13 protein-coding genes are annotated in these 14,716 nt (G+C 43.9%); 9 read left to right on the forward strand and 4 right to left on the reverse strand.

Going from position 1 to position 14,716, the window contains the following annotated elements:
* On the forward strand, positions 1-367 hold a 367-nt coding region (locus tag JGK16_RS04420), incomplete at its 5' end, for an RNA-guided endonuclease TnpB family protein (RefSeq protein ID WP_293175840.1).
* Positions 368-579: 212 nt separating this feature from the next.
* Positions 580-1,116 carry a cofactor assembly of complex C subunit B gene (locus JGK16_RS04425; protein ID WP_293175838.1) on the forward strand — a complete coding sequence of 179 codons (537 nt, stop codon included), beginning with the start codon at positions 580-582 and terminating at the stop codon, positions 1,114-1,116.
* A gap of 832 nt (positions 1,117-1,948) precedes the next feature.
* On the opposite strand, the gene JGK16_RS04430 is transcribed toward JGK16_RS04425, so the two are convergent.
* Positions 1,949-2,272 carry a DUF3155 domain-containing protein gene (locus tag JGK16_RS04430; protein WP_293144355.1) on the reverse strand — a complete coding sequence of 108 codons (324 nt, stop codon included), beginning with the start codon at positions 2,270-2,272 and terminating at the stop codon, positions 1,949-1,951.
* Positions 2,273-2,906: 634 nt separating this feature from the next.
* On the opposite strand from JGK16_RS04430, the gene JGK16_RS04435 reads away from it, so the two are divergent.
* Positions 2,907-4,319, forward strand: coding sequence for an ATP-binding protein (locus tag JGK16_RS04435; protein WP_293175836.1), 1,413 nt, complete (start codon positions 2,907-2,909; stop codon positions 4,317-4,319).
* Between the two features lie 173 nt (positions 4,320-4,492).
* Positions 4,493-5,185 (forward strand): hypothetical protein, encoded by a 693-nt coding sequence (locus JGK16_RS04440; RefSeq protein ID WP_293175834.1) that lies wholly within the window; start codon positions 4,493-4,495, stop codon positions 5,183-5,185.
* A gap of 1 nt (position 5,186) precedes the next feature.
* Here JGK16_RS04440 and JGK16_RS04445 read toward each other — a convergent pair whose 3' ends face one another.
* From JGK16_RS04445 to JGK16_RS04455, 3 genes are all read right to left on the reverse strand, one after another.
* Entirely contained in the window at positions 5,187-5,399 is a 213-nt protein-coding gene (locus JGK16_RS04445; protein ID WP_293202823.1) for a hypothetical protein, read from the reverse strand.
* Positions 5,392-6,387, reverse strand: coding sequence for an Npun_R2479 family HD domain-containing metalloprotein (locus JGK16_RS04450; RefSeq protein WP_293175830.1), 996 nt, complete (start codon positions 6,385-6,387; stop codon positions 5,392-5,394). Before JGK16_RS04450 ends, JGK16_RS04445 begins: the two co-directional genes overlap by 8 nt.
* A 123-nt stretch (positions 6,388-6,510) precedes the next feature.
* Entirely contained in the window at positions 6,511-6,648 is a 138-nt protein-coding gene (locus tag JGK16_RS04455; protein ID WP_293193746.1) for a hypothetical protein, read from the reverse strand.
* A gap of 271 nt (positions 6,649-6,919) precedes the next feature.
* On the opposite strand from JGK16_RS04455, the gene JGK16_RS04460 reads away from it, so the two are divergent.
* The 5 genes from JGK16_RS04460 to JGK16_RS04480 are packed head-to-tail and all read left to right on the forward strand — an operon-like array spanning position 6,920 to position 14,412.
* A complete protein-coding gene (locus JGK16_RS04460) occupies positions 6,920-8,959 on the forward strand; it encodes an AAA-like domain-containing protein (protein ID WP_293175828.1) in 2,040 nt (679 codons plus the stop codon).
* A 40-nt stretch (positions 8,960-8,999) separates the two neighbouring features.
* On the forward strand, positions 9,000-9,776 hold the full coding sequence (locus tag JGK16_RS04465) for a DUF4058 family protein (RefSeq protein WP_293175826.1): 777 nt from the start codon (positions 9,000-9,002) through the stop codon (positions 9,774-9,776).
* Between the two features lie 58 nt (positions 9,777-9,834).
* Complete coding sequence (locus JGK16_RS04470) at positions 9,835-10,242, forward strand: RusA family crossover junction endodeoxyribonuclease (RefSeq protein ID WP_293193744.1); 408 nt, start codon at positions 9,835-9,837, stop codon at positions 10,240-10,242.
* Positions 10,239-10,850 (forward strand): hypothetical protein, encoded by a 612-nt coding sequence (locus JGK16_RS04475; RefSeq protein ID WP_293175822.1) that lies wholly within the window; start codon positions 10,239-10,241, stop codon positions 10,848-10,850. Before JGK16_RS04470 ends, JGK16_RS04475 begins: the two co-directional genes overlap by 4 nt.
* Before the next feature lie 52 nt (positions 10,851-10,902).
* Positions 10,903-14,412 (forward strand): GAF domain-containing protein, encoded by a 3,510-nt coding sequence (locus JGK16_RS04480; RefSeq protein ID WP_293193742.1) that lies wholly within the window; start codon positions 10,903-10,905, stop codon positions 14,410-14,412.
* Positions 14,413-14,716 lie beyond the last annotated feature (304 nt).

Here is a 14,716-nt window from a genome sequence, read left to right on the forward strand (position 1 = left end):
AGCGGTAGCGAATCTCAGAAAAAATACTCTCCATCAAATTACTACTTACTTAGGCAAAAACCACGCAACGATAGTAGTAGAAAATTTGAATGTTTCGGGGCTGCTAGCCAATCACAAACTAGCTCAAGTTATCGCTGACTGTGGATTCTATGAATTCAAGCATCAACTGGAATATAAAGCTAAAAAGTTTGGCTGTGAAATAATCATTGCTGACCGCTGGTTTCCTTCGAGCAAGACCTGTTCAAACTGTGGACATATTCAAGATATGCCCCTAAAAGAAAGAACTTACAACTGCGGAAGTTGTGGTCATTCGATGGACAGGGATTTGAACGCAGCAATTAATTTATCGCGCTTGGCTAAAACGTGAAAGCTTACCGAGGGATAGCCGCTCCCATGCTCCCGATGAAGTAAGAAGCAAATGTCTAGACTTGTCTAGGATTTGTATAGCAGAAAAACGCATTGCTAGAAAGCTTGCCGAGAATTTGGGTTAAAAAGTGTCTGCGTAAGTCCTCGATCGCTTTCTTCTGTAAACTTATGTAAAGTCATAGTAGATAATTTCACTTACACAAACTTCTACCGATGGATACTACTGTTCTTTCTTCAACCTTTGTGATGACGCTGCTGTTGGCTGTTGGCTTGTTTTTCTTCATCAAGGCCTCAGTCAAAGATCGCATCGAACAAGTCAAGCTTGCTTCCGAGAGCGCCCAAGAGTTACTGTTAACCCAGCTACAAGAGTATTTTGCTTCTAGGGCTTACCGAGTTGCAGCCGTTGATGCCCCCAACTATAAAGTCACCTTTGAGGGTTTTGTGCGGCCGAGTTGGTTTCTAGCTATCTTTTTAACCCTGTTGAGTGCAGGCGGCGCTCTCTGCTTGGGACTGGTTTTGGGAATGCTAGTACCACAGCAAGGTCAAATTTTCCTAGGTTTGGTACTGCTGTCGCCGTTGACGGGAGTATTTTACTGGAAAAAAGCCGGACGCTCCGAGCAAGTCATTCTCAAACTCGAATCAGTTGCTGACTCGGAAAGCCCAACTAAAAGCTTTGTTACTGTCAGAGCTCACCGCGACGAACTAGCAACTATGCAAAAAGCTTTAAATTTGAAACCCCTGGAAGATTAAAAGTTTGGCGCGGAACGTTTTTTTGATATGCTAGATGCCGTGCTTCGACTTCGAGCCGACAAAAGGATTGCTGCTGGCAGTTCTCTAGTTGGCCCGAAAGTTCGATCGACTGTTGATGCAAAGTAAATGATTTTCTAGAAACTTATTGAATAATTGGGTAAAAGCTGGTAGTGTAGGGCGGGAATAAAAAACGCTCTAGCGATTAAAACAGCTAGGGCGATGGTCACTTTGAGTCATTATCGTTTTCAGCAAATGTTGAAGCATCAAGCTGTTAAATATGGCAGTTTTGTAGTAGACATAACCGAATAATACACATCACAAACCTGTTCAAAGTGTGAACAGAGATTTAAATGGCGCTTTCAATATCTTGTTGAAAGCTTTGAGAGATACCTCCTTGACGGGAGAGCTTGCAGCTTTCACGCGTCTTGCCATACACAGCTAATTCGGGCTTAGTCTTGGATTTGCTGGGTTAAATGTATCTGGCACGGTCAAACGATTTTAGATTGTGAGATTTTAGATTTGAGATTTATTCTACAGATGAATCTGGGAGCTTTAATTTTCGTCTAAAATTTGGAGTGGTTCGCGACTCGATTCCGATCTTGTATTCGTTTTTGGGCAGAGTCAAAAAAAACCATTATCCTGAGAGTGCCAATTGTGCCGATCGCCCTTTCTTGACGATCTATACTGTTGCGATGGCTCCTTCTACCTTAACTTCCCAAGGATTTTTCGCGTAAATTTCAGTTGGCACTCTCCAGACAATGAGAACTCTCGCGCTTTTGTTAAAAGAGCTAGAAAAACATTGGTGTCAATGTTTTGATCTAAACATTTCGATCTATGCGCGACTGGCGGACACCGCAGGAATTTTTTCTGCGGTTGCTTCCAGCATCACCTTTAAGCTGGGAAACAAGAAATGGTTCTCTTCTACGTATTGGGCTCCGAACAAACCTTTTTCAGCCCAAAAGTATCTGTCGGTGGTATGCTCGTTACGCTTGACCAACAGTAAAGCTGGGGGAGCAATGCCTTCGGCATGGATGAACTTGCGAGCCGCTGTTACGGGTTTATCTTCGCCGCTCTCGATGCTATATTGAGGCACACACTCTAAAATTCTGCGTCCTTCTTGTCGGCGGCGACTTTTGCGCTTGCGTCTCCTGGCCAATTTCTTTACCTCCTCTGTGAGCAGACAGTGTGAGCAGACAGTATGAGCAGACAGGTTTTGACATACTCCCCAGCCATAAAGACATGGGGATTCTGGATTCAAACAGCTTTTCTCAAGCACAGTTTGTCTGATATTGCCGAGCATCCTAGGTTGATGCCCCAACCTATCTCAGATTTTTTGGATTATAGAGTTGAGACCGGATTTTTACATCTGGCGAATCAACAATACATGATTCAATCATCAAAGCTGTCCCGATCGGGCGTGGCTTTTTATCCAATTTTTAGGTAATGATAGCTACCAAATCCGAGGCCAGTATATCTGTTCTAGCTCTAAACTTCAACTGTTTTTAATATATCGACATAATCTTAACATTCGTGCCGATCGACAAAAGTGCAGCGGTTGTGGTAAGGTGGGCCGCAACTTCCGGCAGCAGCCAAGCTTGGGACTCTGGGGAAGCTATGCAGGCGGGGCTTTAAAGCAATTGTGTTTGTGAAAGCTGAATCCTGGGAACCGAGCAGCCTGCCATCAAAGCCCACATACTAGAAATTTAGGAGTCTCCAATCTGTAATCGGGGGCTGAGCAGTTGTAATTTAGTTAAAATTCCGTAAAATATCTTAATGTGGCACTCATGTTAATGCCAGCCAGTTCAGAATTTGTCAAGCTTTGTCGATCGCAGGTGGCGATCGCAGTCAGTTTGGGTGCGACATTCAGCGCAGTATACCTGACACAAGAGCTGGTAGAAGGCAGCGAGGCAAAGTTAGTGCCGATCGCAGTTTACCCAGAAACCTCAGTCGAACCAGAAAATCAGGAGTTGAGGCTCGAACCGGCTTCAAGCTCGACAGTGAAACCAATGCCACGGCGGCTGGCTGCGCCGGCTTTGGCTGTGGAAGCATCAACCGTGGGTGCGATCGCACCCGAGCCACTGCCGGGTTTTGAAAACAGTTCCAATCAGTGCCAAGGCCCGGGGAATGTGTGGCAGCAACGGAGGCAAATAGTGACGCCTCTGATACACGAGGACGCTGTCCTGGGACTCCTGGTCAGCGGTAGGGAAGACAGGGCTTGGAACGATCGAGAGGAGGCTCAGATCCAACAAATTGCTCGCACCTTGGCCCTAGCCTGCATTTTAGACCAGCGATCGCAGTGGATGCATCAGGAATTGGGATCTTCTCGGCAAATCCAGGCTCAGGTTTATGACACGATGCACAACTTGCTGCACCAGTTCAAGAGTCCGCTGACAGCGTTGCGAACTTTTGGCAAACTGTTAGCGCGCAGGCTGGTACCAGAAGACAAAAATCGCAATGTGGCTTATAGTATTGTCCGAGAGAGCGATCGGCTCTCTGAATTGCTCGGCCAGTTCGATCGCACAGTAGATACCGGCGAAGCAAATCTCAGACTCCCATCAGGCACTTCAGAAACAGCAACTTCTAATATCGAATTAATCCAGCATTCTCCTCTGTCGCTGTTACCAGTGGCCAATTTGGACGAATCCTGTGTAGTGACAGAAGTCTTAAAACCGCTGTTAATTTCCGCCGAGGCGATCGCATCGGAAAGGCATCTGTCATTGTTAGCCGACATTCCGGCGGATTTACCACCAGTCTCGGCGAGCGATCGAGCTTTGCGCGAAGTTTTGAGCAACCTAATTGACAATGCTTTGAAATATACCCCCGCCGGCCGCCAAATTTATATTAAAGTAAGCTACGAAGCGAACCACCGCCCCTTACCTGCCATAGCAGTTGCAGTCAGCGACACAGGTTCCGGCATTCCCCCCCAGGATTTAGAGCATTTATTTGAGCGACACTACCGGGGAGAAAAAGCCCAGACAGAAATTCCCGGCACAGGATTGGGTTTGGCGATCGCCCGCGATTTAGTCCGCCAAATGCAAGGAGAAATCCAAGTATTTTCCCCAGTAAATCCGGAATGGCTGCCATCTAGTGCAGCTCATTTATATCCAACCGATAGCGGCACTACATTCGTCGTTTGGCTGCCGGTTCGGAAGAAGGAAGAAGGAAGAAGGAAGAAGGAAGAAGGAAGAAGAGATACACAGTAAGCTTAACCGCGAACCGTATTTTACGTTTGATCGGGTGGATTTACTTAACACTCGCTTCAAACAAGAATGCAACTGTAAACCCATGTTCCCAAGAATGCTCTTCATCAGTCATTGCCAATCTAAAATTTAAAATATAAAATAGTCTAACAAACTCTATTCCTGGGAAAACAATTATGAAGCATCAGCCTTTATTCGATAAAATTCCCAACTTTTCAACTTTTTTAGAACTTCTCAAAAAACACTTTTTTACTGTACCATTTTTAGTCATTTTCAACACTCTGGCTCTCCTAATTTTAGGCGGACTGAGCCTATACGCCAAACTCAACAACCAGGGAGACGGAGTTGAACGCCTCTTTAGCGATCCTTTTAATTTCTGGTTCCCTTACGAAGGCCTTTTCACCGGAATTTCCGAAGTCCTCTGGTGCATCCCAGTCGCAATTTGTGCATTTACATTCGGACTCCTGCGCCAAAAAGACCCCCGCAGTCGATCGGCAATATTCTTCTTTTTTAGCGCTTTACTGCTGGGAGTCTTTTTCTTGGATGACAGGTTTCGGATGACTTTGATTCTTTCTCAGTTGGGAATATCTAAGAAATTAATTTATTTGTGTTATGGTAGTGGCGTTTTCCTTTACGGAATTAAATTTTGGCGATACATCAAAACCACTCCTTACCTGCCCTTAATCGCCGCATTCCTCTTATTTGCTATCTCGCGGTTTGAGGATATTATAGACACTCGTAGTCTAGGAGCACACGCTATGTTAGAAGATGGCACTAAGTTATTAGCTCTTCTGAATTTGGCTATGTATTTTTGGCACGTATGTTATCAAGCAATTTGGCGACATTTGCAGCAGACGGAAAAACCTTAAGTTAGTTGACAGTTGACAGTTGACAGTTGACAGTTGACAGTTGACAGTTGACAGTTGACAGTTGACAGTTGACAGTTGACAGTTGGCAGTTGGCAGTTGACATGCCCAATGCGCTGGGAAGGCCAATGCCCAATGCCCAATCCCCAATGCCCTGGGAAGGCCAATGCCCCATGCCCCATGCCCCATGCCCCATGCCCCATGCCCAATTACCCATTGCCAATTACAAACAAACTTTTCATGTTTTTTTTATTCCTCTGACTAAAACTGTCAGGCAATCCCCGAAACCGCTGGAAATTCAGAAATTGAAACCCGCGAACATCAGCCAGTAACTTTGGCGTAGATTTTACCGCCGAAGTTGCAGCACAAGAGGCAATTTCTTTCTCTACTGTTAACACATTTCCGTAAAGATTGGCAATTATTTCTTGACCCCCAGCAGTCATTTTCAAATGCTGCAATCCTTCTTGAATGTAGGGATATACAACATTCCAAAAAAACTTGGGATAGCCCGATCGCAAATCTGCCGGATGGCAGTAGCCTAGATTTTTATTACTACCTATTTCTTCAAATTCATAAAACAGCGCCGGTATTTTTTGTAAGTAGCGGGGGTCGCTGAGTTGACCGAGCAAATCTGCTGCCCGCACTAAGCCGGGATAATTGCCAGTACAAGAGTGTTCTTCGTCGTTCGGTACGGGGAAGCGAGTCAATTCAATATTACGCATAATAGCCTCCGAATCAATCAAATCGTGACCGAAAAAATGTTCTTGTACGAACATTTTACCCCTGTCTATATGATAGGGAGTTAAGCTAGCATCAGTTGTACCCGATTCTAGATAAATTGTATTGTTGTCAGTGCCTGTCGCATACAATCTTTGGCTTTGTTGATCTTGAGGGCAGATTCCTTTGACGTAACCGATATCGTGACACAGCCAAGAAACGATCGCCTCCAGCCAATTTTCTGGGGAGATGTTTCCTTCGCTCAGGTATTTACCGCGCAATATTTCTTGCCCTACTAAGGTGACAAGAACTGTATGTTCGACGTTGTGATAAAGAGCGTCGCTGCTGGCAATGTTTTCTAAAGCTAGGCTGACAACCTGTTCGATAAGTCTGGCGCTGTCAGATTTAATGTTCCCGTAAGTGTTTCGGTATCCGGCTTTTAAGCTTTCAGTTAAGGAACTGATGATGACTGTGGTGGGGTTCAACATTTGTAGTTACCTTGATGGCGGGTGATTGCGAACTATTGCATATTTGCAATTAGTCTGTCAGAGGAGTATTTTTTTTTCCAAGAAGTCATTTGTGCAGTCAATCTAAAATCTAAAATCTAAAATCTAAAATCGATCGACTGGCTGTTGGTTTTTATTGTCACCGATCGCAATTGGCGATCGCAACCAGAAAAGCTCATAAGTTTGACAGTTTTTGCGCCTCAGCAATTTCCCGCTGATTGGGGAGCTACCGCAATACCTCATAAAAACTCATAAAACCTCAGGAAAGCGAAGGAGCAGCTAACTCGACTCGGAATTTGCCGTGCAAGCCCTCAGCTCGGCTGCTGGCTTGAATGTTGACCCGCGAGGCTATACAATTTATAAAAATTCTTGCTATCAAGGAAGTGTGGGACTTTTTTTCTAAAACGAACCTACAGCAGGCAAGCTCCCAACCCCGATCGCCATCAGTGATTCCCAAATCTAAAATCTAAAATCTAAAATCTCCAATCTACAATCGAAATACCTTAGTAGAAAAATGAATATTCAAGAAGCTTTAGAATTTATAGAAAACTCAGTTCACCTCAAAACTGGCAAACACCTCAACGATTTGGAAAGGCAGGTTTTTATCGGGACTTGGCAAGGACAAACCTATGAACAGATTTACCCATTAAACCCGGAATATGTCGAAAAAGATGTAGGATACAAGCTGTGGCAGAAGCTGTCAAGTATCTTGGGAGAGAAAGTTACAAAAAAGAACGTGCGAGGAGCCATAGCTCGCTCGATCGCGCGGCAGGAAATGCGATCGGCAGAACATCTAAAACAGCCTTCCCAGACTGAACCGAGAAATGGGACAAATCACGGAAAACGAGTTTTTATTAGCTATTGCAACCAAGAACCCGATCTGAGTTTGGCACTGGAGCTTGCCGAAGGCATAAATGCAACGGGACACCAAGTATTCGCTGCCAATATTGGGGCGGTTTATCCCGATCGCGAATCAGCAAAAAACTGGCTTTCTCAAATTGACTTTCAATTAGAACAGTGTGACTATTTTTTATTGCTGCTGTCCGGGGAAACAGCAGTTAGTGAAATAGTTATGGAAGAATTGCGGAAAATCAAAGAATTGCGCTACAGACGGCAAAATCCGGCGCCTGCCGTGTTGCCAATTCGAGTCAATTATCCTCCCAGCATACGGCTAAACCATGACTTGCGGAACTACATCAACGATACTCAGCAGCGCGAGTGGACATCGCCGGCTGACACGGTACTACTGCTACAAGAAATCAACCAAATGCTTTTAGAAACAGTCGCTGGGGAAAGCACAGTACAGCCAGCAGGTACATCGCAAACAGATACAGAAGATGACATATCCGCAGGATTTATAGTTAATTTAAACCTGCTGGCGCCAGAGCATTCTTTCCTTAAAACTGCGACTCAGACTGTAACCATTTCTCGGACTCTGCCGCTTTCAAATCCTCCATCACCCGCCGCAGAGCCGCAGATTCCCCAAGGACAAGTCAGGCTGGATTCGGCTTTTTATGTCGATCGCGTTCCCTGGGAAGCTCAGTGTTACAAGGAACTTTTGCAGCCGGGAACTTTAATTAGGATAAAAGCACCGAGACAAATGGGCAAAACTTCGTTAATGGCGAGGATTCTTTATCAGGCAAAAGAACAAGGCTATCGCACTGTTCCTCTGAGTTTTCAACACGCAGATGCTGCGTCATTTGCCAATCTCAATTCACTGCTGAGGTGGTTCTGCAACAAAATTACGCGCAAGCTGCGGTTGCCTCACCAGATTGACGATTATTGGACTGATACTTACGGCAGTAAAGATAATTGTACGGCTTATTTTGAAGATTGTTTGTTGTCGGGAAACAATGCACCGCTGGTGTTGGGATTGGATGAGGTCGATCGCGTTTTTCAGTATCCTACAATTGCCGATGATTTTTTTGGGCTGCTAAGGGCCTGGTATGAAGAAGCCGGATATGGCGACAGCGACAGCGAACTGTGGGCAAAACTGCGTTTGGTAGTGGTGCATTCAACAGAAGTTTACATTCCGCTGAACGTGAATCAATCGCCTTTTAATGTGGGTTTGCCAATAGAATTGTCCGAGTTTAGCGCCGAACAAGTGGCTGATTTAGCGAGAAGGCACGGGCTGAATTGGCAAATAAATATGGTGGAAAAATTGATGAATATTGTGGGCGGTCATCCGTATTTGGTGCGGGTAGCTTTATATCACATTGCTCAAGAATTTGCTCTTTTCAATCGCCGATTTTCAGGTTCTGCCAAAGAACAAAAAGATTTAGAGGAAAGTTTAGATGAACTTTTAGAACTTGCTCCTACTGAAGCAGGAATTTACGGCGATCATTTGCGCCGTCATTTGTGGAATTTGCAAGAACATCAGGAGTTAGCAGTGGCTTTTAGTAGGGTAGTAGCAGCTAATGAACCTGTAGAGTTAGAATCTGTGCTGGCGTTTAAGTTGCACAGTTTGGGGCTGGTGCAGTTGCGGGGAAATGAGGTAACTGTGCGCTTTGAGTTGTACCGTCAGTATTTTGGCGATCGACTAAAATGTATTTAAGATTCATCTAACTTACAAAACTCTTGCGGGAGGTAATAAAATGCCGTCTCCATTTCCAGGGGTAGACCCTTACTTAGAAAATCCTGAATTTTGGCCGGAAGTTCATCACCGCTTAATTACGGCGATCGCCGATGCGATCGGGCCTGCGCTGCGCCCGAAATACCGGGCGGCAATTGAAAAGCGGATTTATTTGAGCGAGGCCGAAGATAGCGATTTGTTGGCAATTCCTGACGTGACAGTATTCGATCGCCCGTCCACCGCCAGCCCATCTGTTATGACTGCAACGCTGCCCCATTCTGAACCGATGACAGTTACGGTACCAATATTGGAAGAAGCTAGGGAAGGCTATTTAGAACTCCGAGAGGTAGGTACAAATCGGGTAATCACAGTCATAGAAATTCTTTCGCCGAAAAACAAACGCACTGGGAAAGGTCGAGAGGCCTATGAAAACAAGCGACAAGAAGTGTTAAGAAGTGCCTCTCATTTAGTAGAAATTGACTTGCTCAGGGCCGGGAGACAAATGCCTGTAACTGGCGGGACTAACACGGATTATCGCATTTTAATTAGCAGGGCAAATCGCCGTCCAAAAGCTCAATTGTATGCTTTTACGGTACGAGAAGAAATTCCACCATTTTTCTTGCCATTGCAGCCGGGAGATACAGAATTTCAGGTGGATTTGCAAGCTTTGTTCAGCGGTGTGTATGACAGAGCGGGATTTGATTTGTCGATCGACTATGCTCAGCAGCCTGTGCCGCGACTGAAGGACGATGATGTTGGTTGGGCACAGGCGCTTTTGCAGGAAAGGGGATTGCGGTGAACGGGGAGTTCTTTCGGGCGATCGATTAAAATATTATCACCAAGAGGAGTGAAAAATCTTGATTCCCTTTGAATTTATCGTCACTGGTTCGCCAGTTTCTCTACAAACAAATAACCGAGCAAAACTTCAAGAGTGGAAAGCCAAAGTCGGTCAAATAGCCGCCGAAGCTATGCCAATAGGCATCCCAGCAACTAGCGAACCAGTTCAAGTCATCATCACTCACTATTGCATTACTCAAATATCTGATTTAGATAACATTATCAAGCCGATTGTAGATGCGATGAAGATTTTAGTTTACGTTGATGACAGACAAGTTACCGACCTCACAGTAAAACGGCGCAAACTTACGGAATTAGAAGATTTCACTGCAATATCTCCTTTGATAGCTGAAGCTTTGACTGCGGCCCAAGAATTTATCTATGTTAAAATTGACCTACCAACCGAGCCGATGGAGCTAAATCAATGATAGCAGCCATAGAAAAATTAGAAGCAACAGAAATTGCAGATATTGCCGATAAATATCGCCAGCAAGGTTATCAAGTGTTAGTAAAGTCGAGGGATTATGACTGGCAAAAATTTATTCAAAATCCAGAAATAGACTTGATTATTTGTACGGCTCAAGAATCTGTCCTTGCAGCATTAAAACCGCGTCCTCCTGAGTCAAAAAGTCAAAAGACTTCCGAAGAAGAGATGATGCAACCTTCCTATGACTATCGCCAGCACGATCTATACGATATTCAGGTTTACATGGTAAGAGCATCAGAAATGATCGAAAAAGGTAATTTTGAACTCGCTACCTGTTCGATCGGATCTATTACTGAATCAGTGATGCGGATGGTAGCTGAACACCACTCGATTAATTTTGAAATTCAAGAACCGCCTATTTTGGCTCAAACATTCCTCGCTCACGGTTTGATGAATGGGGAGGATTATGAAGTTTTGGTGGCGGCGCTGGAAATTCGCGATCGCGTGATTTTTCAGCGAGAAAAAGTTACTGTTGAACTCAATTTGGCGCGCCGTGCTTTTGAAGCATTGCAGCGTCTTTTAAGTCAATCTGGACAAATTGAAGGGTAATTAGGCTCTCAAATGGCGATCGGCTGTGTATTCTACTCATTGAAAACAGGTTATGTATCAAGAAAAAAGCTCAGCCTATACTTATAAAGTTGGTGGACATTTGCCTCTAGATGTTTCCACTTATGTAGTGCGACAAGCGGATTCTGAACTTTATCAAGGCTTAACAAATGGCGAGTTTTGTTATGTGCTGAATTCTCGCCAGATGGGTAAAACTAGCTTGCGCGTGCGAACTATGCACAAATTGCAAGCAGAAGGTATTGCTTGTGCGGCGATCGATCTAACTAAAATCGGTTCTCAAGATATCAATCCCGATCAGTGGTATGCGGGGGTTATTAGACGTTTAGTTACCAGTTTTAAGCTGGATTTGAATTTGAGATCGTGGGTGCGGGAGCGAGAATTTTTGCCACCTGTACAGCGCTTGAGCGAGTTTATTGAACAAGTTTTACTGGAAAATATTCAGGGTAAGATTGTAATTTTTGTTGATGAAATAGACAGTATTTTGAGTTTAAATTTTCGGGCAGATGACTTTTTTGCCTTCATTCGTGCTTGCCATGAATTCGATCGCCTGACTTTTGCTTTGCTGGGGGTTGCGACTCCTTCGGACTTGATTCAAGATAAATACTGTACGCCTTTTAATCTCGGTCGCGCTGTCGAATTGTATGGCTTTAAACTGCACGAAGCTCAACCTTTGGTACAAGGTTTAGCAGGGAAAGTTAGCTATCCTGAGTCTGTTGTAGAAAATGTGCTGATTTGGACGGAAGGACAGCCGTTTTTAACTCAAAAGATTTGCAACTATATTTGGCAACAAGCCGAAAATTTTCCGGCAAAAATTCCTCAGGATAAATCTTTAATCGCAGATTGGGTGGAGAATTTAGTCCAGACGCAAATTATTGATAATTGGGAAGTTCAAGACGAACCGCCACATTTGAAAACAATTCGCGATCGCATTCTCAGAAGCGGACAGCGTACTGAGACTTTGCTTAAAATTTACCAGCAAATTTTAATTGCTTCTGATTCGTGTAGCGAAGCCAAAATTCCGGCTGATGAAAGCCTCGAACAAATGGAACTGCGATTGTCTGGTTTGGTTGTGAAAAGAGGGGGGATTTTAAGCATTTATAATAAAATTTATGCCTCTGTATTTAATCGAAATTGGACGAAAAAAGCTTTGGCTGCTCTCCAACCAAACTTTAAACAATTAGTTGCCCATCAAGAACACAAAGTCCTATCTATGCTCAACAGTATGGAAGGCAGAGATTTTGAGGATGTACTCTATGAAATTTTGGGTTCGATTACTATTAAACTAGGGGAATTGATGAGTGTCGATCGCATTACCATATTTTTTATAGATAAAGATAAAAATGAACTTTGGTCGATTATTGCCAGAACTACAAACAGCAGTTCGACAAAGATTCAAATTATGGCAAACAATCCAACAGCAGGCAGAGTGACTATTTATAAAAAAGCTGTCAGCATTCCCAGCGATTTATCGGAAAATTGGTATTCCGATGTCGTGGAAGAGCAAGATAAAAAGACTGGTTACAGACTTTACAGCAATTTAACCTCACCTATGTTAAATGAAAAGGGAGATATATTTGCTTTTGTGCAGTTGGTCAACAAGTTAAAACAACAGCACGATCCGGCAGGAACTTTTTCTGATAAAGTCGATATAGAAGGGTTTACAGAAGTCGATCGCACTTTGATTGGAGAGTATGTTCCAGCTATTCAGCGGTTGTTGGAAAGGTGTCAATCTTGTTATAAGTTAACTCAAAGATTGCAAGCTTCGGAAGCTTTGACGGAAGCAACGCGATCGGTTTCTCAAAGCAGCTTGGATTCGGAAGAAATTATCACTAAAGTGATGGAAGCTGCTAAAAGATTGATGAATGCCGATCGCAGCACTCTTTGGCTGTTAGAACGCGAAACAGGGCAACTGTGGACAAAAATCCGCTTTGAAGATGGCTCGGTTCGCGAACTCCGGATCGAAGTCGGACAAGGTTTTGCGGGTCAAGTTGCTGACAGCGGCAAACCTGTAAATATTCCCTTCGATTTGTACGAACATCCCGAATCAATAACCGCGAAACAAACTGACCAAAAAACAAAATATCGTACTTGCAGTTTGCTGTGTATGCCTGTTTGCAGTCCTGACGGTGAATTAGTGGCTGTCACTCAATTAATTAACAAAAGAAGACCGGGAGATTTCCCAGAATATGACCCGGAAACTTGGCCGGAAGCACCGGAATGCTTTCAAGACAGCTTCGATGCTAACAGTCAAAAATATATGCAAATTTTTAACACTCAAGTCGGGGTGGCATTGCACAATGCGAGACAATTTGCGGCGATGAAACAGCAGGCGGAAGACCACCCGCAAAATGTGGTCAGCCAAACTCTGGCAATGCTAAATCAGGTGATGGACGGTCAGGGTTTTGATGATATTCTTGATGCTACTTTGCGATCGATTACTTTGAAAATGGGTAAGTCTTTGAATGCCGATCGCACTAGCATTTTTCTGTTAGACGAAGAAAAAAATGAGTTTTGGTCGATTATTGCTGAAGCCGATGCTGAGGGCGATCGATCGCTAGAAATTCGCGTTCCGGCAGATAAAGGAATTGTCGGTCATGTGGCGTCTACGAAACAAAGTATTAATATTCCGTTTGATTTTTACGACGATCCGCGTTCGGAAACGGCAAAAGCATTAGATATCAAAAATGGCTATCGAACTTATACTATGTTAACACTTCCTTTGTTAAATGACGAGGGTAATTTAGTAGCTGTAATTCAGCTAATTAATAAAATCAAAAAAATCGATCGCTCCAGCTTGTCTTTGTCAGAAAAAATTGATTTGGAAGGGTTTACAAAACTGGATGAAGAGCGGTTTGCCGAAGATGCGAATTTGATTCAAATGATTTTAGAAAGTTTCCGTACCTTTCACAAAACAGCCCGAGGACAAAGAGTTGCGGCTGCGTTGATGGCGGCTACTCGTTCTGTGAGTCAAAGCAGCTTAGAAATTGATTCGATTCTGCAACGTGTGATGGAATCTGCTAAAGAGTTGATGAATGCCGATCGGAGCAGTTTTTGGGTAATTGATAGAGATGCTAATCAATTGTGGACAAAAATTATTTTGCCAGATGGTAATTTATTGGAGTTGCGTGTGGCGATCGGGCAAGGTTATGTGGGACAAGTGGCCCAGATGGGGGTTCCTCTAAATATACCGTTCGATCTTTATGATTATCCGGGTTCTGAAACTTCTAAAAAGACGGACGAAAAAACCGGATATCGGACTTGCAGTTTGCTTTGTATGCCTGTTTGGAATCCAGACGGGGAGTTGATTGCTGTGACGCAGTTAATTAATAAAATTAAATCGGATGGCGAGGATAAATCGATTGAATTATCTAAGGAAAATGTGCCGGAGCGTTTTCGGGCAAGTTTCGACCAAAGCGATCAAAACTATATGAAAATTTTTAACAATCAAGTGGGGGTGATTTTGCAAAATGCAGAATTGTTGGCGGCGGTTAAGCGGCAGGAACAAACTTTGCGAAATAATTTGAGTTCGATCGGTGGTGATTAGAAGTCAGAGGAGAGGGGGAGAGGGGGAGAGGGATTATGTAATCCGACTAAAGAAACCGGGTTTTTTACCCTTGTTAAAGGCGATAAACCAGTGTTTTTGTAAAAAAACTGGTTTCTGCCTGCGAGACTATAGCATTTCTCAGAAAGATGAGGTATGACTTGTAAATGGAGTTTTTGATGCGACTTCGCTTGCTTTATAATCACTATAAGAGGGCTAAAGCCCAACTACGTACCTAAGAGGGCTAAAGCCCAACTACGTACCTAAGAGGGCTAAAGCCCAACTACGTACCTAAGAGGGCTAAAGC

Origin of the sequence: Microcoleus sp. PH2017_09_SFU_O_A (assembly GCF_020738625.1) — a bacterium.
GTDB lineage: Bacteria > Cyanobacteriota > Cyanobacteriia > Cyanobacteriales > Microcoleaceae > Microcoleus.

Excerpts from the sequence above, each read along its gene's own strand:
- JGK16_RS04465 (WP_293175826.1), top strand. The coding sequence starts at position 9,000 with ATGCCGTCTCCATTTCCAGGGGTAGACCCTTACTTAGAAAATCCTGAA.
- JGK16_RS04450 (WP_293175830.1), bottom strand. The coding sequence starts at position 6,387 with ATGTTGAACCCCACCACAGTCATCATCAGTTCCTTAACTGAAAGCTTA.
- JGK16_RS04440 (WP_293175834.1), top strand. The coding sequence starts at position 4,493 with ATGAAGCATCAGCCTTTATTCGATAAAATTCCCAACTTTTCAACTTTT.
- JGK16_RS04425 (WP_293175838.1), top strand. The coding sequence starts at position 580 with ATGGATACTACTGTTCTTTCTTCAACCTTTGTGATGACGCTGCTGTTG.
- JGK16_RS04460 (WP_293175828.1), top strand. The coding sequence starts at position 6,920 with ATGAATATTCAAGAAGCTTTAGAATTTATAGAAAACTCAGTTCACCTC.
- JGK16_RS04435 (WP_293175836.1), top strand. The coding sequence starts at position 2,907 with ATGCCAGCCAGTTCAGAATTTGTCAAGCTTTGTCGATCGCAGGTGGCG.
- JGK16_RS04455 (WP_293193746.1), bottom strand. The coding sequence starts at position 6,648 with ATGAGGTATTGCGGTAGCTCCCCAATCAGCGGGAAATTGCTGAGGCGC.
- JGK16_RS04475 (WP_293175822.1), top strand. The coding sequence starts at position 10,239 with ATGATAGCAGCCATAGAAAAATTAGAAGCAACAGAAATTGCAGATATT.
- JGK16_RS04480 (WP_293193742.1), top strand. The coding sequence starts at position 10,903 with ATGTATCAAGAAAAAAGCTCAGCCTATACTTATAAAGTTGGTGGACAT.
- JGK16_RS04445 (WP_293202823.1), bottom strand. The coding sequence starts at position 5,399 with ATGGGTAATTGGGCATGGGGCATGGGGCATGGGGCATGGGGCATGGGG.